The sequence below is a fragment of the Rhodococcus sp. LW-XY12 genome (genome assembly GCF_019317345.1).
Taxonomy (GTDB): domain Bacteria; phylum Actinomycetota; class Actinomycetes; order Mycobacteriales; family Mycobacteriaceae; genus Rhodococcus; species Rhodococcus pyridinivorans.
The window spans coordinates 2164249-2188886 of sequence record NZ_CP079225.1; the positions used below are offsets into that span (position 1 = coordinate 2164249).

At 68.4% G+C, this 24638-nt stretch carries 22 protein-coding genes and 6 tRNA genes; 16 read left to right on the forward strand and 12 right to left on the reverse strand.

Annotated features, from left to right (window positions below; genetic code table 11):
- Positions 1 to 23 precede the first annotated feature (23 nt).
- Positions 24 to 2309 carry a molybdopterin-dependent oxidoreductase gene (locus tag KXC42_RS10205; RefSeq protein ID WP_024100735.1) on the forward strand — a complete coding sequence of 762 codons (2286 nt, stop codon included), beginning with the start codon at positions 24 to 26 and terminating at the stop codon, positions 2307 to 2309.
- A gap of 4 nt (positions 2310 to 2313) precedes the next feature.
- On the opposite strand, the gene KXC42_RS10210 is transcribed toward KXC42_RS10205, so the two are convergent.
- Entirely contained in the window at positions 2314 to 3282 is a 969-nt protein-coding gene (locus KXC42_RS10210; RefSeq protein ID WP_219130270.1) for an L-lactate dehydrogenase, read from the reverse strand.
- 174 nt (positions 3283 to 3456) lie between these two features.
- Between KXC42_RS10210 and KXC42_RS10215 the strand changes: the two genes are divergently transcribed.
- Positions 3457 to 4182, forward strand: a complete 726-nt coding sequence (locus tag KXC42_RS10215) for an HAD family hydrolase (RefSeq protein ID WP_019289229.1) — start codon at positions 3457 to 3459, stop codon at positions 4180 to 4182.
- Here KXC42_RS10215 and msrB read toward each other — a convergent pair.
- The 3 genes from msrB to KXC42_RS10230 form a co-directional block, all read right to left on the reverse strand.
- Positions 4145 to 4573 (reverse strand): peptide-methionine (R)-S-oxide reductase MsrB, encoded by a 429-nt coding sequence (gene msrB, locus KXC42_RS10220; RefSeq protein WP_033096717.1) that lies wholly within the window; start codon positions 4571 to 4573, stop codon positions 4145 to 4147. The two genes, KXC42_RS10215 and msrB, sit on opposite strands and share 38 nt — an antisense overlap.
- Before the next feature lie 56 nt (positions 4574 to 4629).
- Entirely contained in the window at positions 4630 to 5865 is a 1236-nt protein-coding gene (locus KXC42_RS10225) for a glycosyltransferase family 87 protein (protein ID WP_230809471.1), read from the reverse strand.
- A gap of 63 nt (positions 5866 to 5928) precedes the next feature.
- Positions 5929 to 7488 carry an alpha/beta hydrolase gene (locus KXC42_RS10230; protein ID WP_257606099.1) on the reverse strand — a complete coding sequence of 520 codons (1560 nt, stop codon included), beginning with the start codon at positions 7486 to 7488 and terminating at the stop codon, positions 5929 to 5931.
- A 165-nt stretch (positions 7489 to 7653) separates the two neighbouring features.
- Here KXC42_RS10230 and zapE point away from each other — a divergent pair, with 165 nt between their 5' ends.
- Positions 7654 to 8667 carry a cell division protein ZapE gene (gene zapE / locus KXC42_RS10235; RefSeq protein ID WP_006551373.1) on the forward strand — a complete coding sequence of 338 codons (1014 nt, stop codon included), beginning with the start codon at positions 7654 to 7656 and terminating at the stop codon, positions 8665 to 8667.
- Positions 8668 to 8719: 52 nt separating this feature from the next.
- On the opposite strand, the gene KXC42_RS10240 is transcribed toward zapE, so the two are convergent.
- Positions 8720 to 9289 carry an N-acetyltransferase gene (locus KXC42_RS10240; protein WP_071934848.1) on the reverse strand — a complete coding sequence of 190 codons (570 nt, stop codon included), beginning with the start codon at positions 9287 to 9289 and terminating at the stop codon, positions 8720 to 8722.
- 400 nt (positions 9290 to 9689) lie between these two features.
- Between KXC42_RS10240 and KXC42_RS10245 the strand changes: the two genes are divergently transcribed.
- Positions 9690 to 10184: a 2-isopropylmalate synthase gene (locus KXC42_RS10245; protein ID WP_219130271.1), complete on the forward strand. Its 495-nt coding sequence runs from the start codon at positions 9690 to 9692 to the stop codon at positions 10182 to 10184.
- Positions 10185 to 10341: 157 nt separating this feature from the next.
- Here the strand turns inward: KXC42_RS10245 and KXC42_RS10250 are convergent.
- The 5 genes from KXC42_RS10250 to KXC42_RS10270 form a co-directional block, all read right to left on the reverse strand.
- Positions 10342 to 10413: transfer RNA gene (locus KXC42_RS10250), tRNA-Val, on the reverse strand.
- Positions 10414 to 10433: 20 nt separating this feature from the next.
- Positions 10434 to 10509 (reverse strand) — tRNA-Gly (locus tag KXC42_RS10255).
- A gap of 50 nt (positions 10510 to 10559) precedes the next feature.
- Positions 10560 to 10634: transfer RNA gene (locus KXC42_RS10260), tRNA-Val, on the reverse strand.
- Between the two features lies 1 nt (position 10635).
- Positions 10636 to 10706, reverse strand: a tRNA-Cys gene (locus KXC42_RS10265).
- Positions 10707 to 10731: 25 nt separating this feature from the next.
- Positions 10732 to 10804: transfer RNA gene (locus KXC42_RS10270), tRNA-Gly, on the reverse strand.
- A gap of 433 nt (positions 10805 to 11237) precedes the next feature.
- Between KXC42_RS10270 and KXC42_RS10275 the strand changes: the two genes are divergently transcribed.
- From KXC42_RS10275 to pdxS, 9 genes are all read left to right on the forward strand, one after another.
- A tRNA-Val gene (locus KXC42_RS10275) sits at positions 11238 to 11309 on the forward strand.
- A 238-nt stretch (positions 11310 to 11547) separates the two neighbouring features.
- Positions 11548 to 12180, forward strand: coding sequence for a DUF742 domain-containing protein (locus KXC42_RS10280; protein WP_219130272.1), 633 nt, complete (start codon positions 11548 to 11550; stop codon positions 12178 to 12180).
- A gap of 142 nt (positions 12181 to 12322) precedes the next feature.
- On the forward strand, positions 12323 to 14401 hold the full coding sequence (gene thrS, locus KXC42_RS10285) for a threonine--tRNA ligase (protein ID WP_006551377.1): 2079 nt from the start codon (positions 12323 to 12325) through the stop codon (positions 14399 to 14401).
- 59 nt (positions 14402 to 14460) lie between these two features.
- Entirely contained in the window at positions 14461 to 14982 is a 522-nt protein-coding gene (locus KXC42_RS10290; protein ID WP_051121556.1) for an HIT domain-containing protein, read from the forward strand.
- Between the two features lie 151 nt (positions 14983 to 15133).
- Complete coding sequence (pgsA, locus tag KXC42_RS10295) at positions 15134 to 15805, forward strand: phosphatidylinositol phosphate synthase (protein WP_219130273.1); 672 nt, start codon at positions 15134 to 15136, stop codon at positions 15803 to 15805.
- Positions 15802 to 16704, forward strand: coding sequence for a phosphatidylinositol mannoside acyltransferase (locus KXC42_RS10300; protein ID WP_006551380.1), 903 nt, complete (start codon positions 15802 to 15804; stop codon positions 16702 to 16704). The genes pgsA and KXC42_RS10300 overlap by 4 nt, the downstream gene beginning before the upstream one ends.
- Complete coding sequence (locus KXC42_RS10305; protein WP_024100742.1) at positions 16705 to 17832, forward strand: glycosyltransferase family 4 protein; 1128 nt, start codon at positions 16705 to 16707, stop codon at positions 17830 to 17832.
- Positions 17829 to 18911, forward strand: coding sequence for an NUDIX domain-containing protein (locus tag KXC42_RS10310; RefSeq protein WP_019289238.1), 1083 nt, complete (start codon positions 17829 to 17831; stop codon positions 18909 to 18911). The genes KXC42_RS10305 and KXC42_RS10310 overlap by 4 nt, the downstream gene beginning before the upstream one ends.
- A gap of 250 nt (positions 18912 to 19161) precedes the next feature.
- Positions 19162 to 20064, forward strand: coding sequence for a pyridoxal 5'-phosphate synthase lyase subunit PdxS (pdxS, locus tag KXC42_RS10315; RefSeq protein ID WP_006551383.1), 903 nt, complete (start codon positions 19162 to 19164; stop codon positions 20062 to 20064).
- 5 nt (positions 20065 to 20069) lie between these two features.
- Here the strand turns inward: pdxS and KXC42_RS10320 are convergent, their stop codons facing one another.
- Together KXC42_RS10320 and KXC42_RS10325 are read right to left on the reverse strand one after the other, a co-directional pair.
- Positions 20070 to 21266: a SpoIIE family protein phosphatase gene (locus KXC42_RS10320; protein WP_033096571.1), complete on the reverse strand. Its 1197-nt coding sequence runs from the start codon at positions 21264 to 21266 to the stop codon at positions 20070 to 20072.
- A complete protein-coding gene (locus KXC42_RS10325; protein WP_219130274.1) occupies positions 21263 to 22084 on the reverse strand; it encodes an alpha/beta fold hydrolase in 822 nt (273 codons plus the stop codon). Before KXC42_RS10325 ends, KXC42_RS10320 begins: the two co-directional genes overlap by 4 nt.
- Positions 22085 to 22226: 142 nt before the next feature.
- Here KXC42_RS10325 and KXC42_RS10330 point away from each other — a divergent pair, with 142 nt between their 5' ends.
- From KXC42_RS10330 to KXC42_RS10340, 3 genes are all read left to right on the forward strand, one after another.
- Positions 22227 to 23051, forward strand: coding sequence for an acyl-CoA thioesterase II (locus KXC42_RS10330; RefSeq protein ID WP_219130275.1), 825 nt, complete (start codon positions 22227 to 22229; stop codon positions 23049 to 23051).
- Between the two features lie 82 nt (positions 23052 to 23133).
- Positions 23134 to 23772 carry a pyridoxal 5'-phosphate synthase glutaminase subunit PdxT gene (gene pdxT, locus KXC42_RS10335; RefSeq protein WP_051121558.1) on the forward strand — a complete coding sequence of 213 codons (639 nt, stop codon included), beginning with the start codon at positions 23134 to 23136 and terminating at the stop codon, positions 23770 to 23772.
- Positions 23773 to 23877: 105 nt separating this feature from the next.
- Positions 23878 to 24630 carry a YebC/PmpR family DNA-binding transcriptional regulator gene (locus tag KXC42_RS10340; RefSeq protein WP_006551388.1) on the forward strand — a complete coding sequence of 251 codons (753 nt, stop codon included), beginning with the start codon at positions 23878 to 23880 and terminating at the stop codon, positions 24628 to 24630.
- Positions 24631 to 24638 lie beyond the last annotated feature (8 nt).

Genomic DNA, 24638 nt, shown 5'->3' on the forward strand with positions numbered 1-24638 from the left:
GAGAAGGTCGTCTGTTCTCCCAGATGGCGCACTGGGGGATGTTCTCGGCGCAGGCACGCGACGGCGAGGTCGTCGCCGTGCGGCCCTACGCCGGGGACCGCGACCCCTCACCGATCCTGGGGAACATCCCCGGATCGGTGCGGCACCGTGCTCGCATCGCCGGTCCGGCCGTCCGTCGCGGCTGGCTCGAGAACGGACCGGGACCGAGCACACGACGCGGCGACGACGAGTACGTCGCGGTCTCGTGGGACGAACTCACCGAGATCCTCGCGGGCGAACTGCAGCGCGTAAAGGACCGGCACGGCAACCGGGCGATCTTCGGCGGCTCCTACGGCTGGTCCGCCCCGGGCCGGTTCCACCACGCACAGAGCCAGGTGCACCGCTTCCTGAAGATGTTCGGCGGCTACACCCGCTCGGTGCACTCCTACTCGCTCGGCGCGACCGGCGTGATCATGCCGCACGTCGTAGGCACCCACTGGAAACTGTTCGCGCGCTCGACCTCCTGGGAGGTCATCGCCCGCGAGACCGATCTGATGGTGTGCTTCGGCGGGATCCCGCTGAAGAACACCGCCGTCAACGACGGCGGCACGAGCGATCACCCCACCCGCGACGCCCTCGACCGGATGCGGGCCCGCGGCGGACGGATCGTCTCGTTCAGCCCGATCCGCAGCGACGTGCACGGTGAGCACGAGTGGCTCGCGCCCCGGCCGGGCACCGACGTCGCGATCATGCTCGCCCTCGGTTATGTCCTGGCCACCGAGGGTCTGGCCGACCGTGAGTTCCTCGACCGCTACTGCACCGGTTACGACCGCTTCGAGGAGTACCTGCTCGGCCGCACCGACGGCGTCCCGAAGACCCCCGAGTGGGCCGCCGGACTGTCGGGCATCCCGGCCGGAACCCTCGTCGACCTCGCGCGACGCATGGCCCGTGGCCGCACCCTGGTGTCGGTCACATGGTCGCTGCAACGCGTGCGGCACGGCGAGCAGGCGCCCTGGGCGGGCGTGACCCTCGCCGCGATGCTCGGCCAACTCGGCGTTCCCGGGGGCGGTTTCGGCCACGGCTACGGTTCGATGAACGAACCCGGTCTCGCGCCCGTCCCGTATCCGCTGCCCACCCTGTTCCAGGGCAACAACGACGTCGAGGACTTCATCCCCGTCGCCGCGATCTCCGACCTGCTGTTGCGACCGGGGGAGCAGTTCGACTACGACGGCCGTCGCCTGACCTTCCCGGACATCCGGCTCGTGTACTGGGCGGGTGGCAATCCCTTCCACCACCACCAGGACATCGGCCGGCTCCGCCGCGCCCTGCAGCGGCCCGACACGATCGTCGTCCACGACCCGTACTGGACGCCGATGGCCAAGCACGCCGACATCGTCGTGCCGTCGACCACGGCGCTCGAGCGCGACGACCTGACGTGCACGCGCAACGATCCGCTGCTCGTCGCGATGCAGGCTGCCGTCCCACGCTTCGCCGACGCCCGCGACGACTACGACACCTGCACTGCTCTCGCCCACCGCCTCGGCTTCGGCGAGCAGTTCACCGAGGGCCGGACCTCCCGGGAGTGGCTCGAACACCTCTACGAGCAGTGGCGCGGTTTCGTCCTCGCCGACGACCGGCGCATCGAGGACCCGCCGCCCTTCGACGACTTCTGGTACGGCGGACCGGTCCGGATGCGGACCGAGGACGATCTGACCCTCTTCGAGGACTTCCGGTCCGATCCCGCGGCGAACCCGTTGCGGACTCCCAGCGGACTGCTCGAGATCTTCTCCGCCGATATCGACTCGTTCGGCTACGACGACTGCGCCGGGCACCCCACCTGGTACGAACCCGACGAATGGCTCGGCTCCCCGCGGGTCGAACGGTTCCCACTGCACCTGATCGCCAATCAGCCGGCCACGCGCCTGCACGGGCAGCTCGATCACGGCTCGGTGAGCCAGGCGTCGAAGATCCGTGGCCGTGAACCGATCCGGATGCGTCCCGACGACGCTGCCGCGCGAGGTCTGGAAGCCGGCGACATCGTCCGCGTCTTCAACGATCGTGGTTCGTGCCTCGCCGGGGTGGTCCTCGACGACGGTCTGCTGCCGAACGTCGTCCAGCTCGCGACGGGAGCCTGGTACGACCCGCTGGATCCGTCCGATCCCGGATCGATGTGCGTGCACGGGAACGCGAACGTGCTCACCCCCGACGTCGGCACGTCGTCGCTGTCCCACGGATGCACGGGGCAGCACGTGCTCGTCGACGTCGAGCGGTTCGACGGCGAGTTGCCGCCCATCCGGGCCTACGATCCGCCGGTCGTCCGGCAGCGCTGAGCGGTCACAGTCCGAGTGACGACTGGACCTCACGCAGGGTGGCCGCGGAGGCGGCCAGCCCCGCTTCCTCCTCCGACGACAACGGCACCTCGAGCACGGTGTGCGCGCCGCGCGCGTCGACGACGGTGGGAAGCGAGAGGCAGACGTCCTGCAGGCCGTGCCGCCCGGTTTGCAGCGTCGACACCGCGAGCACCCGGCGCTGGTTCCGCAGCACGGCCTCCACGATGCGGGCACTCGACAGTCCGATCGCGAGATTCGTGGCGCCCTTGCCGCGGATGATCTCGTAGGCGCTGCGCACGACCTCCTCGAAGAGTTCGGCGCGGGTGTCCGGTCCGAAGACGGGTCGTCCGTCGACGGCGAAGGACTCCACCGGCACGCCGCCGATCGTCGCACTCGACCACAGGGCGACCTCCGAGTCGCCGTGTTCCCCCACGACGAACGCGTGAACGTTCTCGACCGCGACGTCGGCGCGGTGGGCGAGCAGATACCGCAGCCGGCCGGAATCGAGCACCGTGCCCGACCCGAAGATCCGGCCGTCCGAGACGCCGGTCGCCGCGATCGCGGCGCGGGTGACGATGTCGACCGGATTACTGACGAAGACGATCACTGCATCGGGGGAGACGGACAGCAGGCCGGGAGTCAGGTCCCGTGTCAGGGCGACGTTCGCCGCCGCGAGATCCAGACGCGACTGGCCGGGATGCTGCTTGGCCCCCGCGGTCACGACGATCAGATCGGAACCGGCGGTGACCGCGATGTCGTCACTGCCCTCGATCCGGCACGACGGCGCGAACTGCGTGCCGTGGTTCAGGTCCAGGACCTCCGCGCGCACCTTCGCGGAGTTCGTGTCGAACAGCGCGATCGCGTCTGCCGAACCCCTGAGTAGACATGCATACGCCACCGCGGTACCGACGCTCCCGGCGCCGACGACGGACAGCTTCGTGTGTCGCCGGATTCTCGTACCCGTCTCAGCCATGCGAGACATTGTGGCAAACCGGCCCCTCGGTCGGTAGCCTCGCGCCACATGACTCGGTCCGCATCGGGACATTCCCTGCGAGCGGCCGGCCCGCCGCGATGGCGGCGATGCGACTGCTCGAGGAGATCTAGCCGAGCCGACCTGCCACTGTCGCTCAGCCGTTAGCCTCGGGACATGGCCGAGACCCCCTTCGATGCCGTCCTGTTCGACTTCTCCGGCACCCTGTTCCGGCTCGAGGAGGACGAGAGCTGGCTCGCGGACGTCACCGACCACGAGGGCAGACCCTTCGACGTGCACCGGCAGGCCGAACTCATGCGGCGGCTGACGCAACCCGTCGGGCAGCCCGTCGAGATGGACGCCGACGAGCACCACGCGTGGACCAACCGCGACCGCGAACCGCGCTGGCACCGCGAGGCCTACCTGACGGTGCTGCGCAGATCGGGCGTGGCCGATCCCGAACAGGCACAGGCGCTCTACGAGAAGGTGACCGACCCCGACTGCTGGACCGTCTATCCCGACACCGTCCCCGTCATCGAGGCGCTCGCTGGAGACGGGATCGCCGTCGGCGTGGTGAGCAACATCGCCTTCGACCTGCGGCCGGCCTTCGCGCGGCTCGGTATCGACGACCTCGTGTCGGTGTTCGCGCTGTCCTTCGAAGTGGGCGCCGTCAAGCCCGAACCGGAGATCTTCCGCCACGCCGTCGACAGACTCGGTGTCGACCCGCGACGGACGCTGATGATCGGCGACAGCGAGAAGGCGGACGGTGCCGCCCGGTCGATCGGATGCGCGTTCGAACTCGTCGAACCGACACCGACCACCGAGCGGCACGACGCACTGTGGACCGCGCTGGCCGCGGCCGGGATCACTCCGACCGAACCAGGCGCAGGGAGATCGAGTTGATGCAGTACCGCTTGTCGGTGGGCGTCGGGTAACCCTCGCCCTCGAAGACGTGCCCGAGATGGCTGTGGCACGTCGCGCACACCACCTCGATGCGCCGCATGCCCAGCGAGTTGTCCTCGCGCAGGATCACGGCGTCGGAGTCGGCGGGGTCGAAGAACGACGGCCACCCGCAGTGGGAGTGGAACTTCTCTGTGCTGCGGAACAGTTCGGCACCGCACGCGCGGCATTCGTAGATGCCCTCGGTCTCGGTGTCGGTGTACTCGCCGACGAAGGGACGCTCGGTGCCGGCCTGACGCAACACGGCGAATTCGGCGGGAGTGAGCTTCGCGCGCCATTCCTCGTCGGTGTGGACGACCTTGGGTGCGGGTTCGGATCGAGGAGCAGACGTCATGATCTCCACGCTAACCGCGCTCGGCGCGCGCGTCACGTCTGCACCGGCACGGACGATCACGTCCGTGCGGGCTGCTTCTCCTCGAGCAGGTGCGACGGCTCGATGCCGTCCGCCAGGCGCCCTTCGCGCTTCGCGACGAGGTAACGGTCGAGCAGGACGGCGAAGACGACGATGAGCAGCAGCGACCAGCCGAAGGTTGTCTTCATGTACTCCGCCGCGCGCCCGGCCTCCACCCACCGGTTCGACAGCCACGAGTCGTAGCTCAGGAAGCCGTAGACGGCGAGCCAGGCGGGCCAGTTCCGCATCACGGAGTTCGGCAGCAGCACCGTCATCAGCAGAGGGAACAGCATCATCGAGTAGTACATCTGGCCGAGCGATCCGAGCAGGAACGAAGCCGCGAGCAACACACCGCCGGCGGTGCACACGAAGAACACCTCGTCGTGGCGGCAGTAGCGGTAGAGCAACCACACCGACACCGCGACCATCACCGCGAGCACCGCCCGCAGACCGAAGATCAGCCAGGCCGGGAGCCCGTAGTACATGCCGTTGCCGACGATCGCGCTGTTGAAGTAGTCGCGGGACTCGAGCAGGTACGGCACGGTGTGCTCGACGAACTGCCACGCGTCGACCGACAGGGGCCACGCGATGATCGTCAGCGCGATCGGGACACCCGCGGCGGTGATGAAGACCTTCCACTGTCCGCGCACGAGCGGGAGCAACAGCAGGGGAGCGAGGATCGGTTTGACGGCGAAGGTCAGGCCGAGCGCAGCCCCCGCCCACAGATCACGTCGTTTGAGCAGCAGCGTCAGGAACGCGATCTCGCCGAGCAGGACGAGACCGTTGATGTTCGTGAAGACGAGCGTGTTCGTCACCGTCTCGGACGCGAACGCGGCGAAGACCAGCACCGGCGCGATCGGCGAATCGAGTCGCAGACCGAACATGCGCAGCAACAGGTAGAGCGCGACGAGGATCGCGATCGCATTGGCGAGGATGAACAACCACCGCGACCGCTCGGGGTCGATCACCGCGATCGGGGCGATCAACAACGTGCCGGAAGGCGGATAGAGGTAGTGGGGATCGACCCACTGGAACTCGGCGGTGTACACCGGCCGGCGGTTGAGGAAGGCCAGCGCGGCGTTGTAGACCGGGGTGAAGTCGTCCGTCCGGAACCCGTTGACCGCTTTGATTACGACCCGGTGCAGAACCGTCAGTATGGCCAGGGGCCACACCACAGCCTTGACCACCTCGGCGGTCGTGCGTGCGGTCCGGGGTTCGAGACTTCTGAGGAACACTACGGCACGGTACACCGCGGGCCTGCGGACCCGTGCACACGCCCTGCCCCCGACCGGGGAACGTCACGCGGGGCACAGGCTCCCGTTGGGTGGAAGTTCTCCGTCGGACAGATAGGTCTCCACCCGCGCCTGCACGCATCCCGAGTGCAGGACCGCCGAGTAACCGGCACCCTGCCACGACAGTGACGCCCAGGCGATACCGCCTGCGGTGAGCACACCGGTCACCGACTCCACGCCGGCATTGCCCACGACCGGGTCCGCGGCCCCCGAGGAGACGAGCACGGGCACGTCGAGCGCCGCCGGCAGCGGCGGGGGAGGCAGGCTCGGCCACGCCGCACATGCCGTCAGGCCCGTCGCCAGATCCGCGCCGTACAGCGGATAGAGGGTGGACCAACTCCGGGCGAGATCGCCCGCGTGGGTCGGGGTCGGCCAGCGCTGTCCGTCGCTGCACCGGGCGACGAACTGACCGTCCGTCGAGAGCCTCTCCTCGGCCACACCGACCAGTTCGATGAGCGGCATGACATCGCCGTCCCGCGCGGCTGCGAGGACGTCCGCCACCTCACGGACGCGGGCCTGCAGATCGGCGCGCGGCGTGCCGAGGACACCCGTCAGCGCCGTGAGGAAGGAATTGGCCGAGACCGGCGCGAGTTCACCCTCGGTGGCCTGCTCGTGCAGATCCTCGATCGCCGCGCGCGGATCGTCGCCCAGGGCGCAGTCGAGGGCGGTGCACTGCCGGGCGAAGGCATCGACGGCGGCCTCCGCGCCGCGGGCCTGCGACTCGGCCATGAGTTCGGCGTCGGCGGTGGCCGCGGCGGGGGAGTCGAGGACGAGACGGCCGACCGCGCCCGGATAGGCGGCGGCGTAGGCGAGCGCGACCGTCGCACCGTTCCCCACCCCGAGGAGACCGATCCGGTCCACGCCCCATGCCTGCCGGAGGCGTTCGATGTCGTCGGCGGCGTGTGATGCGCCGAACATCAGCTGCTGCGGCTGCAGGTAGTCGGTGCACGAGACGGTCGCCTGACGACCCAGATCGGCGACGCGTTCGGGTGCATCGCCGGTGCGGCCGAATTGTCCGAGATCGCCGAGACCGCGACGATCAGCAGGAAAGATGCAGTCGATCGCGAGCGAGTTGCCGATCCCGCGCCGATCCACCGCGACGATCGGACGCATCGCCAGTGCACCCGACATCGCGCCGGTCGCCATGGCGGTCAGTGCGCGCGTCGACGCGACGTCGGCGCCGGTCGTGAGAACCAGCGGCGCCACGTCGGTGGGGGTGTCGGGCAGTCGTGCGCGCATGACTGCCAGCGGGAAGGTGCCCGTCACGGTGCCGGCCGCATCGATCGGGGCGACGACCTCCGCGCACTCGAGAACGAGGCCCTGGGCACCCGGCGGTGCGTCGAACGAGGAGAGCGTCTCGTCCGTGCAGTTCCGCCACGCCGGTTCGGCCGACGGCACCGGAAGTTTGGGTACCTCGGTCTCGTCCTGCGGGGTCCCGTCGACGGCGCCACCGGGATCGTCGCGCACCACGGCGACGTCGGGACGTATCGACGGTCCTGCTCCGCACGCGGTCGACGCCGCGGCAACCGTGATCAACATCGCGGCGATCACTCCCGATCTGCGCATGCGCACAGCCTGCCAGGTTTACCGGCGGCCGCGCGCAACCGGTGGTCGAGCGGCCGATCCGAAGTGTCCTCCCGGTGCATGACGCCGAGGTGAACGCCGTGTGAAGTAGGTCGCATTCCGGATTCGAGTGAGGATCCGAGCATGATGCGGTCGTACCCTGGGCTGATGCACGAACGTCTCGTCGACCGCAATCCGGTGGTGCCTGCAGACCAGTTGGTGGCGCAGATGGTGCCCCCCGCGATGTTCGACGAGGTGAGCTTCGAGTCGTACATTCCGGATCCGAACGAGCCGAGCCAGGCGGCCGCGGTGACGACCGCTGCGGAGTTCGTCGGCAAGATCGGGAAGATCCGCGGCGGCAAGCGCGGCCTGTTCGGCCGCCGCTCCCAGCCGCAGGGGGCCGGCCTCTACCTCGACGGCGGCTTCGGCGTGGGCAAGACCCACCTGCTCGCCTCGATCTTCCACAGCGCACCCGCGCCCAAGGCCTTCGGCACGTTCGTCGAGCTCACCCACGTCGTCGGCGCCCTCGGGTTCAACAAGGCCGTCGAGGAGCTGTCGAACCACAGCGTGCTGTGCATCGACGAGTTCGAACTCGACGATCCGGGCGACACCATGCTCGTCTCGCGCCTGCTGACCGAACTGTCGGCCCGCGGCGTCTCGATCGTCGCGACCTCCAACACGCTCCCCGGCCAGCTGGGTGAGGGACGGTTCGCGGCACAGGACTTCCTGCGCGAGATCAAGAAGCTCGCGTCGATCTTCGAGACCATCCGCGTCGACGGCCCCGACTACCGTCACCGCGACCTGCCGCCTGCACCCGATCCGGTCGACTCGGCAGAGCTCACCGAGCGCGCCGACGCGATCCCGGGTGCGACGCTCGACGACTTCGACGAGCTGTGCGCGCACCTGAGCACGCTGCACCCGTCCCGTTACGGCAAGCTCGTCGAGGGTGTCCCCGCCGTCTTCCTCGAGGGTGTGCACCCGGCGAAGGACCAGTCGGTGGCCCTACGTCTGGTGGTCCTCGCCGACCGCATGTACGACGCGAGCATCCCCGTGACGGTCTCCGGCGCCAAGCTCGACGAGATCTTCACGCCCGAGATGCTCGCGGGCGGCTACCGCAAGAAGTACCTGCGCGCGACGTCCCGTCTGCTGGCGCTGTCCCGATTCGAGGTTGCCGCGGGCTGATCGGATACCCGGCGCTCATGCGCGCCGGGTCGACCTCCACCCCATCACCGGCTCACCGGCCGTCATCCCTTCGGAGGGTGCGCTGCATGACGAAATCGTCGTGCGTCTGCGCCCCCACGACGAATGTGCGCGTGCCCACCACCTCGAAGCCCTGCTTCTCGTAGAAGCGCCGGGCGCGGGTGTTCTCCTGGTTGACGCCGAGCCACAGGCCCACACGCCCGAGTGTGTGGGCCCGCGCGACGATCGCATCCATGAGCGCCGCAGAGATTCCGGAACCGTGATGGCCCGGCATCACGTACAGCTTGCTGATCTCGATCGCCGGCCGCGCCGTGATCATCGCGTCGATCGCCGGATCCTCGGGAGCGGCGTCCACTGCCATCAGATAACCGACGATCTCCTCACCCGCGCGCGCCTCGAGAACGATGCGTTCGGGGGAGGACAGGTACTCGGCGAACTTCTCCGCGCTGAGGGTGCGCTCGATGAAGTCGGCGATGTCGTCCTCGGCGGCGTCCTGAGGGCAGGCGAGCGGGAAGGTCGCGGCGGCGACCTGAGCGATTGCCTCGGCGTCCCAGATGCCCGCCTCGTCGACGGAGACTGCTTCTTCGAGTGGTGGCATGGACATGCACACCAGTGAAGCACTCGGACGGGACGATACGGCAGGTGCCCCGCGTGTCGATGCGAGACGGAGACACGAGCCCGGACGCGAGACGGAGAAGGGTCCGGATATGGCTGAACCCCAGCCTTGGATGGGGGGTCATGGCTGGGGTTCGACACCATCGGGGGGATGGCAACATCCACGCTACATGAGGGATCCCTCAGGTTCCAGCGACCGTGGTCACGGTTGCGTCACACGGTCCCGTGCATGCGACTTGCACGAAATGTCGGTGCGTTGTACCGTCGCGGCTATGAAGCGCGTACTCGTAGTTCACCGCCGTAGCGGGGTCTGATTCGGACCGACCCCTCGCTGCGGGTCGTTGAGCTACGCGTCGGTCCTTCCTTCTCGTGGAAGACCACTACGAACGATGAACGCCTTCACCTCCTTCTCGGGTTTCGCTCCGATGTTCCCCTCTGGCACCCCTGATGCCGATCCGTTCTTCGCCCGCTACGGACGCGGCCTTCCTCGGGGATTGCGCGAGGAAGCCTCCGGCATGAGTTGGACGGAGTTCGAATCCACCTACGGTGCGCAGCACGGCCCGGTCCGCCTCGGTGGCTGGACCGCGACGGCCCTGGGTGCGGGACGCAGCGCCTTCGAGGCGACGATCGCGATCGGCGACACGATCCATACGGCATCCGCCACGACCTGCGGACCGATCGCCGCGATGACCGCGATGCTGTACGACCTCGGGCTGAACATCGAGATCCTGTCGTTCCACCGCCAAGACCTCGGTGAGATGTCCGCGACCTTCCTGCTGTGCCGCTCCGGCGAGCGCACGACCTGGGTGATGGGCACGGGCGAGACCGGCAACGAGTCGTCGCTGCGGGCGATGATCGCGGGGATCAACACGCTCGGCGCGTGACGCGCCGGTCCGGTGCGGGGGAATACCTCCGCACCGGATCACCCGTTGCCGGATTCTCACCGGGTGGCCCGGACGATCGGCGGTCTCCACGAACGAATGCGTCTCCACGAACGAATGAAGGCTCCCTTCGAAATTCGAAGGGAGCCTTCATCTTCTGTGCGCGATACTGGGATTGAACCAGTGACCTCTTCCGTGTCAGGGAAGCGCTCTCCCGCTGAGCTAATCGCGCCGGCATGGTGATCGCCGGAATGGAGCGGATGACGGGATTCGAACCCGCGACCCTCACCTTGGCAAGGTGATGCGCTACCAGCTGCGCTACATCCGCATGTGCACGTTCTTTCGGTGAACCGGCTCGGCCCACGTGCTGGTCGAACCTGGTGCGCGATACTGGGATTGAACCAGTGACCTCTTCCGTGTCAGGGAAGCGCTCTCCCGCTGAGCTAATCGCGCGAGGTGGAGACGGGAATCGAACCCGTGTGCACGGCTTTGCAGGCCGTTGCCTCACCACTCGGCCACTCCACCGTAAAAGGTCGAGTCCAACCTCTCGAGCGGATGACGGGATTCGAACCCGCGACCCTCACCTTGGCAAGGTGATGCGCTACCAGCTGCGCTACATCCGCATTCGCACCGTTCGGCGTCGTGCTCTCCGTGGTGCGGTTCAAAACAGTAGCCGAGCATCTACGAAACGCACAAATCCGCAGGTCAACGGCAGAAAACCGGCAGATTTCGCGAAGGTGACGGGCTGATGACCCCTGCGGGAGGCGACGAATAGGGCTTCGGAGGCCGAGCCCGCGTCCCCCGCTCGTGTCGCTCCGGCCGACACTTGCGTTCCCCGGTCCTCCCGAGTTGAGGGCCGTCCACGTCCCGGGGCTCCGGGTGCGCCTTCTCGTCTCTACGAGCACGGTTTCCTGCCCGCTCGCGTACGCGCGCGAGAGGCGCCACCCGAACGCGCTGCACGGAACATCCGCGTCGAAACGCTGGGACCAGGCGATTCGTCTTCATGGCGGGAGCGTGTTAGTGTTCCATCTCGTTCGAGCCGCTGCGGAGCGGCCCGGTCCCGTGGCTCAGTGGAAGAGCGTCCCGTTCACACCGGGGAGGTCGCTGGTTCGATCCCAGCCGGGACCACCGAGATCGGCAGTGACGAAAGGCACCCCCGCAGGGGTGCCTTTTTTCGTACCTTGATGAAATCGTTGAGCGAGCGTGGCGCCCGGTCGGGTGGTCGCCCGCGAGCGCTTGTTTCCTTCGAACCGCAACGGCCCCCTCGGGCCCGACCACGCGTGTCGTGTGGGCACAGCTGTGGTGCTTGTGGCCGAAGTGCGCGTAGTGATGGCAGGATCGTGGTCGTCGAGGAGGGCACGTCCGGATGAGCGTTGCGGACAGCGAATGGCCGGTCGTGGGGGCGACCGGAGCGAGATTCGGATCCGGTCGGTCCCGTCGACGTCGGCGGCCGGCGGATCACGCCGTGCCGGTACGGAATCACCGCGAGCCGGGCCCCGTCGTGGACGAGGTCACGGCAGCCGAGATGTACCGTCCCGCAGCGCAGCCGGTCGACACAGCGCAGCCGGTCGACAGAGCGTTGTCGGGCGGTGCAGCGCAGCCGGCCGGCCGGAATGCGGGCACCGGGACCAGTGTGGGAATCGAGGACATGAACCAGCCAGAGACGTCGTCGTTCGTGCGCCCGTTCGTGCGGAGCGGGGGACGCACCCGAGCCGAGGTGGAGCTGCCTCTCGAAGTGCTCGTGTCGGCCGTCCCCTCCGCGATGGGCAGTGAGTCCGGTCCGGCGATGGACGAGCATCGCCTCGTGCTGGCGTTGTGCGCCCAGCCGAGATCGATCATGGAGATCGCGGCCCTCGCGCAGATCCCGCTCGGTGTCGCGCGCGTGCTCGTCGGGGATCTCGCGGCGACCGGCGAGATCACCGTGCACCGCACGGCCGACAAGGTGGGACCGAACGTCGAACTGCTCGAACGGGTGCTGACGGGTCTCAACCACCTCTGAGTTTCTCCGCTCGGCTCCCTGTGTTCGCTGCCCGGGCGGATGTCGATAGCATGATGAAGTTGCCGTGTGCTCGCGATCGTCGACCGCAGCACGCGTCCGGCGACGACCACGTATCAGGCATCGAGCCGAGGAGTCCGTCACAGTGACCACGCCCGCATCCGCGAAACCAGCCACGATCGTCCGGGTGCCCGCGGGGACCACTGCGGGCGCGGCGGTCCGTGACGCGGGTCTGCCCACCAAGGGACCCGAGACGATCGTGGTCGTCCGCGACTCCGAAGGCACGCTGCACGATCTTTCGTGGACGCCGGAATCGGACGTCGAGGTCGAGGCCGTCGGCGCCGACACCGAGGACGGTCGCAGCGTCATCCGCCACTCGGCCGCCCACGTGCTCGCACAGGCCGTGCAGCAGGAGTTTCCAGAGGCGAAGCTCGGCATCGGCCCGCCCATCCGCGACGGCTTCTACTACGACTTCCAGGTCGAGCGTCCCTTCACGCCCGAAGATCTCGCGAAGCTCGAGAAGCGGATGAAGAAGATCGTCAAGGATGCCCAGCGCTTCTCGCGTCGCGTCGTCGACAGCCTCGAGGACGCCCGCGAGGAATTGAAGGACGAACCGTTCAAACTCGAACTCATCGACGACAAGGCAGGAAGCAGTGACTTCGAGCCGGACCCCGAGGTGATGGAGGTCGGCGGCAAGGAACTGACCATCTACGACAACCTCAACCCCCGCACGGGTGAGCTCGTCTGGAAGGACCTGTGCCGCGGCCCGCACGTGCCCACCACCAAGTTCATCCCGGCGTTCAAGCTCACGCGCAGTTCCGCGGCCTACTGGCGCGGCGACCAGGACAACGCCGGCCTGCAGCGCATCTACGGCACGGCCTGGGAGTCCACCGAGGCGCTCGACGCGCACCTCGAACTCCTCGCCGAGGCCGAGCGCCGCGACCACCGCAAGCTCGGCACCGAACTCGACCTGTTCTCGTTTCCCGACGAGCTCGGCTCGGGACTGCCGGTCTTCCATCCGAAGGGCGGCATCATCCGCCAGGAGATGGAGAACTACTCGCGTCAGCGGCACGTCGAGGCCGGCTACGAGTTCGTGTACTCGCCGCACATCACCAAGGGCCACCTCTACGAGGTCTCCGGTCACCTCGACTGGTACCGCGACGGCATGTTCCCGGCGATGCACATCGACGAGGAGCTCAACGAGGACGGCACGGTTCGCAAGCCGGGTCAGGACTACTACCTCAAGCCGATGAACTGCCCGATGCACGACCTGATCTTCCGGTCGCGAGGCCGCTCGTACCGCGAGCTGCCGCTTCGCATGTTCGAGTTCGGATCCGTCTACCGCTACGAGAAGTCCGGTGTGATCCACGGGCTCACCCGTGTGCGCGGCATGACGCAGGACGACGCGCACATCTTCTGCACCCCGGAGCAGATGCGCGACGAGCTCACCAGCGTCCTGAAGTTCATCCTCGACCTGCTGAAGGATTACGGGCTCGACGACTACTACCTCGAACTGTCGACGAAGAATCCCAAGAAGTTCGTCGGCAGCGACGAGCTGTGGGACGTCGCGACCGACACCCTGCGTGAGGTCGCCGAGGCCTCGGGTCTGCACCTCGTCCCGGATCCGGGCGGTGCGGCCTTCTACGGTCCGAAAATCTCGGTGCAGGTCAAGGATGCCCTGGGCCGCAGCTGGCAGATGTCGACGATCCAGCTCGACTTCAATCTGCCGGAGCGATTCGAGCTCGAGTACACCGGCACCGACGGGGCGAAACACCGGCCCGTCATGATCCACCGGGCGCTCTTCGGGTCGATCGAGAGGTTCTTCGGCGTGCTCACCGAGCACTACGCCGGTGCCTTCCCGGCGTGGCTCTCGCCCGTCCAGGTCGTGGGCATTCCTGTGGCCGCGGACTTCGAGGACCACTTGTTCGACGTCGTGGGCAAGTTGAAGGCTCAGGGGATCCGGGCCGAGGTCGACGTCTCCGACGACCGTATGCAGAAGAAGATCCGCACCCACACCACGCAGAAGGTGCCGTTCATGCTGCTCGCCGGTGAGCGCGACGTCGCGGCGGGCGCGGTCAGTTTCCGTTTCCGCGACGGCACGCAGGTCAACGGCGTGCCGGTCGACGAGGCCGTGCGGATCGTGACCGAATGGGTCCGTCGCCGCGAGAACGCCTCGCCCACCGCCGAGCTCGTCGGTTCCGGTGGGGAAGGCAGCCCGTCGTGACGGGCGATCGCACTCCGGGGCCGGCCGACATCCCCGCGACCGACGACAGTCCCGCGTCGATGGTCGATCGCGGTGTGGGGGAGTCCGACCACCTGCAGCGCCTGTGGTCGCCGCACCGGATGTCGTACATCACCGAGTCCCCGCGAGGTCGCGACGAGCCGTACGAACCCTTTACCGATATCCCGAAGATGTCCGACGAGGAAGGTCTCGTCGTCGCTCGCGGCGAAACGGTGTACGCGGTGCTCAACCTGTACCCGTACAACCCGGGGCACCTGATGGTCGTACCGTATCGCCGGGTGGCCAACCTCGAGGACCTGACGCCCGAGGAGAGCGCCGAACTCATGCAGTTCGCGCAGCGGGCGCTCCGCGTCATCAAGCGCGTCTCGCGTCCGCACGGCTTCAACGTCGGCCTCAACCTCGGTGCCGCGGCGGGAGGCTCGCTGGCCGAGCATCTCCACCTGCACGTCGTGCCGCGCTGGGGCGGCGACGCCAACTTCATCACCGTCCTCGGTGGGTCGAAGGTCATGGTGCAGTTGCTGCGCGACACCCGTGCACTGCTCGCCTCGGCATGGGACGAGTGACAGCCTTCCCCGAGTCGTCGCGATCGCATCGTACGGCCGTGGTGCCGTTCGCGTGTCGATCCGCTGCGGGCCGACTGCGCATTCCCGGCCCTACTCGTGGCAGGATCGGATTCCGGACACAACGGTCGGACAGGAAGACAGGGGTCGCGGGATGCTGAGCTTCTTCGGGCGTGCGTCGGTGTCGAAGGTCACCGCGCCGCTCGGCAAGGCGCTGATCCGTACCGGCCTGACTCCGGACGCCGTCACAGTCGTCGGCACCGTCGCCACGATCGCCGCCGCCGTGACCCTGTTCCCCATGGGACACCTGTTCTGGGGTGCGATGGTCATCTGGCTGTTCGTCATGTTCGACATGCTCGACGGAGCCATGGCCCGGGCCCGCGGTGGCGGAACGCGCTTCGGCGCGGTTCTCGACGCGACCTGCGACCGGATCGCCGACGGCGCGATCTTCGCCGGTCTCGCGTGGTGGGCCGTCTACCACGAGCAGAGCCGTCCGCTGTTCGTCGCCACCCTGCTCTGTCTGGTGACCTCGCAGGTCATCTCGTACGCGAAGGCGCGGGCCGAAGCGAGTGGACTGTCCGCCGACGGCGGTCTGATCGAACGACCCGACCGGCTCGTGATCGTGCTCGTCGGCGCCGGTCTCACCGGCCTCGGACTCGACTGGGCGATCCACATCGCCATGTGGCTGCTCGTCGTCGGATCGGTGATCACCGTCTTCCAGCGGGTGCTCGCCGTCCGCAACTCCGCGGGTGCGCGCGAACTGCTTCCCATCACGCCCCCGGCCGGGCGGACGACGGAGACCCGGGACGACGGGGGAGCACAGTGAGTGTCGGCGAGAAGGCGTCCGATCTCGCGTACGCGGGTGGCTGGCGCCTGGTCCGGGCACTGCCCGACGGCGTCGCGCGACGGTTGTTCGACGCCGGCGCCGACCATGCGGCGCGCCGTGGCGGCGGACCGCAGCAACTGCGCCGCAACCTCGCGCGGGTGCTCGGGGTGCAGCCGCACGAGGTGCCCGACGATCTGATCCGCCGGTCGGTCCGGTCCTACGCGCGCTACTGGCGCGAGGCGTTCCGCCTGCCGTCGATGGATCTCGACGCGACCGCGAAGTCGATCGATTCGTCCATCGAGGGCCGTGAGCACATCGAGGCGGCGCTCGCCGCCGGTCGCGGCGCGATCCTGGCGCTGCCCCACAGTGGGAACTGGGATCTCGCCGGCGTGTGGTGCGTCCGCTACTTCGGCGGATTGACCACGGTCGCCGAGCGCCTGCGTCCGGAGTCCCTCTACCGCCGTTTCGTGGACTACCGCGAGGGTCTCGGTTTCGAGATCTTCCCCTCGAGCGGCGGGGAGACGCCGCCGTTCGGGGAGCTTGCCGCGCGGTTGCGCGACAACCGGATCGTGTGCCTGCTCGGCGAACGCGACCTCGCCCGCAAGGGAGTGCCGGTCACCTTCTTCGGCGAACCCACCCGCATGCCCGCCGGACCGGCGAAACTGGCCATCGACACCGGTGCGGCACTGTTGCCGGTGCACTGCTGGTTCACCGAGGACGGCTGGGGGTTCCGCGTGGATCCGGAGCTCGACGTGAGTGTCGGGATCGACGCTGCCACACAGGCCCTCGCCGACCGGTTCGCCGCCAACATCGCCGCCCACCCCGAGGACTGGCACATGCTGCAGCCGTTGTGGCTCGACGACTTGTCGGAGGCTCGCCGCGCCCGGATGGAGGCGTAGGTGAGGATCGGGATGGTCTGCCCGTACTCCTTCGACGTTCCCGGTGGAGTACAGGCACACGTCGTGGATCTCGCGGAGGTCCTCATCGGCCGCGGGCACGAGGTGAGTGTGCTGGCACCCGCGTCGGAGACGACGCCCCTGCCCGACTTCGTCGTCTCCGCCGGTCGCGCCGTCGCGATCCCGTACAACGGGTCCGTCGCGCGCCTGAGTTTCGGTCCGGTCTCCTATGCCCGGGTCCGCCGCTGGATCAACGACAACGATTTCGACGTCCTCCACATCCACGAACCGAACGCGCCGAGCCTGTCGATGCTCGCGCTCAAGGTGGCGGAAGGACCGATCGTCGCGACCTTCCACACGTCGACGACGAAATCGCTGGTGCTCAGCACCTTCCAGGGTGTCCTGCAGCCCTATCTCGAGAAGATCAGCGGCCGGATCGCGGTGTCCGAGCTGGCCCGGCGGTGGCAGGTCACCTCTCTCGGTGCCGATGCGGTCGAGATCCCCAACGGTGTGGACGTGCCGTTCTTCCGGCACGCCCCGCTGCTGCCGGGCTACCCGCGAGCGGGCCGCACGGTGCTCTTCCTCGGCCGGTACGACGAACCCCGCAAGGGCATGGAGATCCTGCTCGGCGCGTTGCCGGCGCTCGTCGCCCGACATCCCGACATCGAGATCCTCGTGGTCGGGCGCGGTGACGAGGACCGCTTGCGGAAGGAAGCGGGACGCTACTTCCGGCACTTGCGGCTGCTCGGGCAGGTCGACGACGACGAGAAGGCGTCCGCGATGCGCAGCGCCGACGTGTACTGCGCGCCGAACCTCGGTGGTGAGAGCTTCGGCATCGTGCTCGTCGAGGCCATGGCCGCGGGGACGGCGGTCGTCGCCTCCCAGCTCGACGCCTTCCGCCGGGTACTGCGCGACGGGCAGGCCGGGGTCCTCGTCCCGGTCGCCGATGCCGATGCGCTCGCGCGTGGACTCCTCGAGGTCCTCGACGACGACGACCGCCGGCAGGCATTGGTCGACTTCGGATCCACGGTGGTCGAAGCGTACGACTGGCCGGTGGTCGCAGATCAGATTCTGCGGGTCTACGAGACCGTCACCGTCGGTGCCGGCCCGGTGCGGGAGGTCCGGTCGTGACCGTCAGCGCGGTGACGATCCTCGTCCTGTCGCTGATCGCCGCCGTGGTCGTGGCGATCGGTGTGTGGGCCTATTCCACCGCCAACCGACTCGACCGCCTCCATGTGCGCTCGGATCTGTCCTGGCAGGCACTCGATGCGGCCCTGGCGCGTCGCGCGGCGGTCGTGCGGAGCATCGTGGCGTCGATCCCGGTCCCGGAGGGACGCACTCTCGCCCTGCTCGCCGATACTGCCGAACGTGCGGACCGCGCCCGGCGCGAGGAGGCCGAGAACGCGTTGTCGGCCTCCTTGGCACGGCTCGAGACCGGCCGGCTGCGCCCCCAACTCGTGGCCGAGCTCGCCGACGCGGAGGCGCGGGTGCTCATCGCCCGTCGTTTCCACAACGACGCGGTGCGCGACACCCTGGCGTTGCGCACCCGACGGCCGGTCCGCTGGTTGCACCTCGGGGGAACCGCGCCGCTGCCCACCTATTTCGAGATTGCCGAGCGGGCGGGTGCGGTCGCCACCGCGCCTCCGGCCGTTCCCGGCACGTCCCCTTCCTCAGGCGCGGCCACTGCTCCCGCTTCGCGGACCACCCCGGTGCCGGATCGGGCACGAACGTCGGCTCGCGTCGTGGTGCTCGACGAGGACGGCCGGGTCCTGCTGCTGCGCGGACACGACCCCGCGGTGCCCGAGCGGCACTTCTGGTTCACGATCGGTGGCGCCGTCGAACCCGGCGAGGACCTGGCGACGGCCGCGCTCCGGGAGCTCGCCGAGGAGACCGGTCTGCGGGTCGAGCGCGACCTCCTGTGCGGGCCGATGTGGCGGCGCGTGGCCGTCTTCCCGTTCAACGGTGAGGTCCTGCACTCGGAGGAGCTGTTCTTCTCGGTGCGGGTACCGTCCTTCGAACCCGCTGCAGACGGCTTCACCGATCTCGAACGGAGCATGCGCCTCGACCATCGCTGGTTCGACGACGACGAACTGCAGGCGCTGGTGCGGTCCGGGAACCCGGTCTACCCGCACGATCTGCCCGAGCTCCTCGATGAGGCGAGGCAGGTCGCGACGCGGCGGCTGGAGCCCGAGATCCGCGCGATCCGGTGAAATTTTGAACCCTTTCGGTCCGGCCGCAGGGCCTCTCACGTAGAGATCCAGTTCGCGAAACTGGACGGTTCCTTTGGGGAATGCGCGGGATCTTCAGTGCCCGTCCGAGGAGTGGACCGGTGTGCGGCAGTCCAGTTGTTCCGAACTGGCTATAGGACCGGCTCGGCTGCGCCCCTAGGCTCGGTTCCGCTGCCCGTCGCCCGTGCGCCGGCAGCTTTCGCCGATCCGTCCACCGAGGAGGACTCCCATCGTGACCAGCCCCGACACCGCCCCCGTCACCGGTACCGCCCGCGTCAAGCGTGGCATGGCCGAGATGCTCAAGGGCGGGGTGATCATGGACGTGGTGACCCCCGAACAGGCGAAGATCGCCGAGGACGCCGGCGCGGTGGCGGTCATGGCCCTCGAACGCGTGCCCGCCGACATCCGCGCGCAGGGCGGCGTGTCGCGCATGAGCGATCCCGACATGATCGACGGCATCATCGAGGCCGTCTCGATCCCCGTCATGGCCAAGGCGCGCATCGGCCACTTCGTCGAAGCGCAGGTCCTGCAGGCCCTCGGGGTCGACTACATCGACGAGTCGGAGGTGCTCACCCCCGCCGACTACGAGAACCACATCGACAAGTTCGCGTTCACCGTGCCGTTCGTGTGCGGCGCAACGAATCTCGGTGAGGCACTGCGCCGTATCAACGAAGGCGCGGCGATGATCCGCTCCAAGGGCGAGGCCGGCACCGGCGACGTCTCGAACGCCACGACCCACATGCGCCGGATCCGCCAGGAGATCCGGCGCCTGAGCTCGCTTCCCGAGGACGAGCTCTACGTCGCCGCCAAGGAATTGCAGGCCCCCTACGACCTCGTCGTCGAGGTCGCCCGCGCCGGCAAGCTGCCCGTCACCCTCTTCACCGCCGGTGGCATCGCCACCCCCGCCGACGCCGCGATGATGATGCAGCTCGGGGCCGAGGGCGTGTTCGTCGGATCCGGAATCTTCAAGTCGGGCAACCCCGCCCAGCGTGCGGCCGCGATCGTCAAGGCCACCACCTTCCACGACGATCCCGACGTGCTCGCGAAGGTCTCGCGGGGCCTCGGCGAGGCGATGGTCGGTATCAACGTCGACGAGATCCCGCAGCCCCACCGGCTCGCCGAACGCGGCTGGTGATCGTTCTACCGGGGCGCGTGCAGGGCGAGCAGGGCGACGTCGTCCTGCACGCCCGCCCCGAGCGTCGCGAGCGCCTCGCGGACGGCCCCGACCGCTTCCGCCGCGCTCGTCGGTTTCGATGCGCGGACGTGCTCGAGGAGCCGGTCCTCCCCGAAGCGTTCACGGGTCTCACCGGAGACGAGGGCCTCGGTCACCCCGTCGGTGTACAGCAGCAGCGTGTCGCCGGGGCGCAGCGCGAAGGTGTGCTCGACGAGCCGCGGCGTGGGCAGCATTCCGATCAGCTGTCCGCCGATCGTGGGGAGATAGTCGACGTTGCCGTTCGCGCGCACGAGGAGCGGCGGCGGATGCCCACCCGAGGCGAGACGGATGTCGACCCGTCCGGTGTCCGGATCGGGCGCGACCGTGCCGAAGGTGAGCGTGCAGAAGGGGGCTCGCGTTTCGCTGTCGCGTTCGTCGAGCAGGGTGGTGTTGAGCGTCCTGAGCGCCGCGGACGGGACCGTCTCGTAGACCGCCGCGGCGCGCAGCGTGTAGCGGACGATCGACGTCACCGCCGCTGCGCGAGCGCCCTTTCCGCACACATCGCCGAGGAACAGCCCCCACGTGCCGGCGCGCGCGGGGAACAGGTCGTAGAAGTCGCCGCCGACCTCGTCGGGGGACGCGATGTGGTAGTACGCGTCGACCTCGAGTCCCGGTACCGCGGGCAGGCTCGGCGGAAGAAGGGTCGCCTGGAGTGTGGCGTTGATCGTGCGGAGCCGCTCACGCTCGAGTTCGGCCTCGCGACGGGCACGGAGCAGTTCCGTCTCGTAGGCGCGGCGCTCGCGGGCATCGAACAGCATCGTGCGGATCAGCGTGGGCCTGCCCTCGGCGTCCGGCTCGACCACCGAGGCGGCCAGGACCGGCAGCCGGGTCCGGTCGGCACGGACGAGTTCGAGGGCGATCCCGTTGATCTGTCCGTGCATGAGGAGGAGCGGCGCGTAGTGGGTCTCGTGGTAGATGCGGCCGCCCACGCTGAGAAGGTCCGAGAAGTACCGCTTGCCGACCAGTTCGTCGCTCGTGAACCCGAGCCAGTCCGTCAAGGTCCGGTTGATCTCCGTGATCCGGCCGTCCGGGAGCGTCGTCAGGAATCCGCACGGCGCGTTGTCGTACAGCGCATCGCCGTGTCGGATACGGGGATCGAGGGTTCGATCGGTCGTCGCCGTCACCCCGATCGGCGCGCGAACGCCGCGATCGCGGCTGCTGTCTCTTCGGGTGCGCTGAGCTGCGGGCAGTGGCCGGTCGCGTTCAGGGTCACGAGTTCGCTCCCGGGGATCTGCTCGTGAACGAAGGCACCGACCTCGCGCGGAGCGATCGCATCGTGGGCGCACTGGGCGACGAGCGTGGGCACCGACACCGCGGCCAGGTCGGAGCGGTTGTCGGACAGGAAGGTCACCCGGGCGAAGACGCGCGCCACCTCCGGATCCGTGCGGCAGAAGATCTCGGCGAGTTCGTCGCCGAGCTCCGGTCGCCCGGGATTGCCCATGATGACCGGCGCCATCGACTCGGTCCAGCCCAGATAGTTCGCCTCGAGGGATTCGAGCAGCTCGTCGATGTCGTCGGTGCTGAACCCACCTCGGTATCCGCTGGCCGGATCGTCGATGAAGCGCGGGGACGGCGCGAGCAGCACGAGACCGGAGAAGACCTCCGGGGCAGCGGCCGCCGCGAGGACACCGATCGATGCGCTCACCGAGTGGCCGACGAAGAGCACCTGCCCGAGATCCAGGCTCCGGCACAGGTCCACGACGTCCTCGGCGTAGGTCTCCATCCGCGAGTAGCGCTGGGAGTCCCAGGCGGTCGCATCGGAACGCCCGGAGCCGACGTGGTCGAACCGCACCACGGTGAAGTCGGGTTCGAGCAGCGGGATCATCAGGCGCCACAGGTGCTGGTCGCAGCCGAAACCGTGCGCGAGGACGACCACCGGGCCCTGTCGGTTGCCCGTGATCGTCACGCTGTTCCTGCGCACCATATCGGTGACTTGTCGCATTGCACCCCCTCCGTTCTCCCGAGGGTGTCATATTCGCTACTCGATAGCGATCCCGGTTCTCTCGCCACCTTCCGGGGACACGGCGTTCGGCACACCTCCGTGCAGCTAGCCTTCTTGCGTACGGTGCACAGAAGGGGTTCCCATGGCGAAAATCGAGCAGATCCTGGCGCTCGAACAGATCGAGAACGACATCTTCCGGGGCATAGCGACGGAGACGTTGCTGCCGCGGACGTTCGGTGGTCAGGTGGCCGGTCAGGCGCTCGTGTCGGCGGTCCGCACTGTCGATCCCGCATTCGGGGTCCACTCGCTGCACGGCTACTTCCTCCGGCCGGGGAACCCGACGATGCAGATCGTCTACCTCGTCGACCGGATCCGCGACGGCCGCTCCTTCTGCACCCGGCGCGTGACGGCCGTCCAGGACGGCAAGGCGATCTTCACGATGTCGGCGTCGTTCCACGTACGCGACGAGGGGATCGAGCACCAGGACACGATTCCGCGGGTGCCGGCTCCGGAGGAACTGCCCGATCCGGAGACTGTGGTCGACGACGCGACCCTGCTGTGGGCGAAGAAGGAATGGGCCGAATGGGACTTCCGGTTCGTTCCCCGCGACCGGATGGACTCGTCGAGCAGGATGGCTGCACAGCAGCAGCTGTGGTTCAAGTCCCGCGAGATCCTCCCCGACGACCCGGTCTTCCACGTGTGCACGCTCGCGTACATGAGCGACATGACGTTGCTCGGCTCGGCGAGTGTCGGCCACGACGACGAACGGACGCAGGGTGCATCGCTGGACCACGCGATGTGGTTCCTGCGGCCGTTCCGCGCCGACGACTGGCTGCTTTACGACCAGACGTCACCCTCCGCCGGGCTGGGGCGCGCACTGACCCAGGGGCGGATCTTCGATCGCAACGGCAACATGGTCGCGGCGGTGGTGCAGGAAGGACTCACGCGGTACCTGCGCGACTCCTGAACGAGGGCGTCCCCGACGAAGACGTCCCTGCAAAGTGCCTGCGCATCGGCGACCCCGAACGGACAGGCAGGCAACGGTGACCATTTCCTCTCCCACGATCGGCGTCCTGGCATTGCAGGGCGACGTCCGCGAACATCGCAGCGCTCTCGAGGAGGCAGGCGCGCGGACGATCGCGGTGCGTCGCGAACGCGAACTCGACGAGGTCGACGGCATCGTCCTTCCGGGAGGCGAATCCACTACGGTCAGCCGTCTGCTGCGTGTGTTCGATCTGCTCGAACCGCTGCGGGCCCGGTTGGAGGCCGGGCTGCCCGCCTACGGTTCGTGTGCCGGCATGATCCTGCTCGCCTCCCGGGTGCTCGACACCACCGAGGACGCCGAACACCTCGACGCCCTCGACATCGTGGTGCGCCGCAACGCCTTCGGCCGGCAGGTCGACTCGTTCGAGACCGACCTGCCGATGACGGGTCTCGGCGACGGGCCGGTGCGCGCGGTGTTCATCCGAGCCCCGTGGGTGGAGGAGATCGGGCCCGACGTGGAGGTCCTGGCCACGGTTCCGGACGGGCCGGCAGCGGGTCGGGTGGTCGCAGTGCGGCAGGGCGCTGTGATCGCGACGTCCTTCCACCCCGAGATCACCGGTGACCATCGCGTGCATCGGCTGTTCGTGGAGACCGTGCGCTCGGCGACCCGACCTCGGGTGCGCCCGACGGCCTCGGCGACATGACGACACGGCCACCGTGCCGGTGGCCCACACCGGGAGCGAGTAGAATCGACTCTCCGACCTGTCGGTTGACGCCGACCACACTTCTCCGGAAGGGGCTCGAAGCGAATGAGCGGCCACTCCAAATGGGCCACCACCAAGCACAAGAAGGCGGTCATCGATGCCAAGCGCGGCAAGATGTTCGCGAAGCTCATCAAGAACATCGAGGTGGCGGCTCGGACCGGTGGTGGCGACCCGGCGGGTAACCCGACCCTGTTCGACGCCATCCAGAAGGCGAAGAAGAGCTCGGTCCCGAACGACAACATCGAGCGTGCCCGCAAGCGTGGCGGCGGTGAGGAAGCCGGCGGTGCCGACTGGCAGACCATCACCTACGAGGGCTACGGCCCCAACGGTGTCGCGCTGCTCATCGAGTGTCTGACCGACAACCGCAACCGCGCCGCGGGCGAGGTCCGCACGGCGATGACCCGCAACGGCGGCAACATGGCCGATCCGGGTTCGGTCGCCTACCTGTTCACCCGCAAGGGCGTCGTCGTGCTCGAGAAGAACGGCCGCTCCGAGGACGAGATCCTCGAGGTCGTCCTCGAAGCGGGTGCCGAGGAGATCAACGATCTCGGAGACTCCTTCGAGATCGTCTCCGAGGCGTCCGACCTGATCGCCGTGCGTACGGCTCTCGTCGACGCCGGCATCGACTACGACTCGGCCGACCCCGATTTCCGGGCGTCCGTCGAGGTGCCGGTCGACGCCGAGGGTGCACGCAAGGTCATGAAGCTGGTCGACGCGCTCGAAGACTGCGACGACGTGCAGAACGTCTACACGAACGTCGACATCTCCGACGACGTCCTCGCCGAACTCGACGCCTGAGCGACGCT